Annotated in this window: 2 protein-coding genes; both read right to left on the reverse strand. The window is 54.8% G+C overall.

The window, feature by feature from the left end; all coding sequences use genetic code 11:
- Positions 1-245 precede the first annotated feature (245 nt).
- Positions 246-785: a D-glycero-beta-D-manno-heptose 1,7-bisphosphate 7-phosphatase gene (gmhB, locus tag BN1134_RS16255; RefSeq protein ID WP_042048500.1), complete on the reverse strand. Its 540-nt coding sequence runs from the start codon at positions 783-785 to the stop codon at positions 246-248.
- 117 nt (positions 786-902) lie between these two features.
- Positions 903-1,514 (reverse strand): EF-Tu C-terminal domain-related protein (locus BN1134_RS16260; RefSeq protein WP_042048501.1); only part of this gene is annotated, 612 nt, incomplete at its 5' end.

Here is a 1,514-nt window from a genome sequence, read left to right on the forward strand (position 1 = left end):
TTGATTCAATTTGTTAAAGAGCGACGCAGCGTTTGGCTGCTGCGGGAGTGGAATTCTACCCACATCCCGGTGTGAGTCAAGCCTTATTTCGTAAGGCTTTTTCTCACTTCGACCGGCTCGCTGCCTGTGCGGCGTTGCCCTGTCGATGGAGGCGCATTATAGGGATCTCAACGCGGCTGGCAAGGGGAAAAAGCAGAAAAAGATGCCCTTTGCATTTGTTCGTTCAATAAACCAGCAAAAACGCTTTATAAGGTAGGAACACTCTTGGCAAACGCCAGTAGATCATCATAAACCGCATTCGCTAGCGTCTCCCCCTGGTCAGTGAGCGCCTTCCCGGTTCGCACCAGCACGTTTGTCCCAACACCGGCCTTGATACCGGCTTGGATATCGGCGGTCTTGTCTCCCACCATGTAGGAGGAAGGCAGGTCAATGTCCAGCTCCTTGGTCGCAGCCAACAGCATACCCGGCTCTGGTTTGCGGCAATCACAGGCAGGTCCATGTTCTGGGTGGTGGGGACAAAAGTAGATGCCATCGAGATCCACATCGCGATCGGCCAGAGACCAATCCATCCACTCGGTCAGATTCATGAAATCAGCTTCACTAAAGTAGCCGCGGGCAATACCGGACTGATTGGTCACAACAACCAGCAGATAGCCCTTCTTCTTCAGGAGTTGCAGCGCTTCGATGGTACCGGGCAGGAAATGAAAATCGTCAACCTGGCTCACATAGCCGGTGTCTTCATTGATGACACCATCACGATCGAGAAATATTGCGGACTTGGCCACGATGACTACCTCTGAAAAATAATGCGTCCGGATTATGGCACAGTGCCGTGATCGGAAAAACAAAAGGGGCGGCCAAAGCCACCCCCTTTCATAGACATTGAAACGCAGGGATATCGATTAAGCGATAACCTTGGCAACAACGCCGGCGCCAACAGTACGGCCACCTTCACGGATTGCGAAGCGCAGACCGTCGTCCATCGCGATCGGGCAGATCAGGGTAACAACCATCTTGATGTTGTCGCCCGGCATCACCATCTCTACGCCTTCCGGCAGTTCGATGGTGCCAGTCACGTCGGTGGTACGGAAGTAGAACTGCGGACGGTAGCCCTTGAAGAACGGGGTGTGACGGCCACCTTCGTCCTTGGACAGTACGTACACTTCGGATTCGAACTTGGTGTGCGGGGTGATGGTGCCCGGCTTGGCCAGTACCTGACCACGCTCTACGTCTTCACGCTTCACGCCACGCAGCAGTGCGCCGATGTTCTCGCCTGCACGACCTTCGTCCAGCAGCTTACGGAACATTTCTACACCGGTACAGGTGGTCTTGGTGGTGTCCTTGATGCCGACGATCTCGACTTCTTCACCTACCTTCACGATACCACGCTCTACACGACCGGTTACTACGGTACCACGGCCTGCGATGGAGAATACGTCTTCGATCGGCATCAGGAACGGCATGTCGATGGCACGCTCCGGCTCCGGGATGTATGCATCCAGGTGGCCTGCCAG

This window comes from Aeromonas simiae, assembly GCF_000820125.1.
GTDB classification, from domain to species: domain Bacteria; phylum Pseudomonadota; class Gammaproteobacteria; order Enterobacterales; family Aeromonadaceae; genus Aeromonas; species Aeromonas simiae.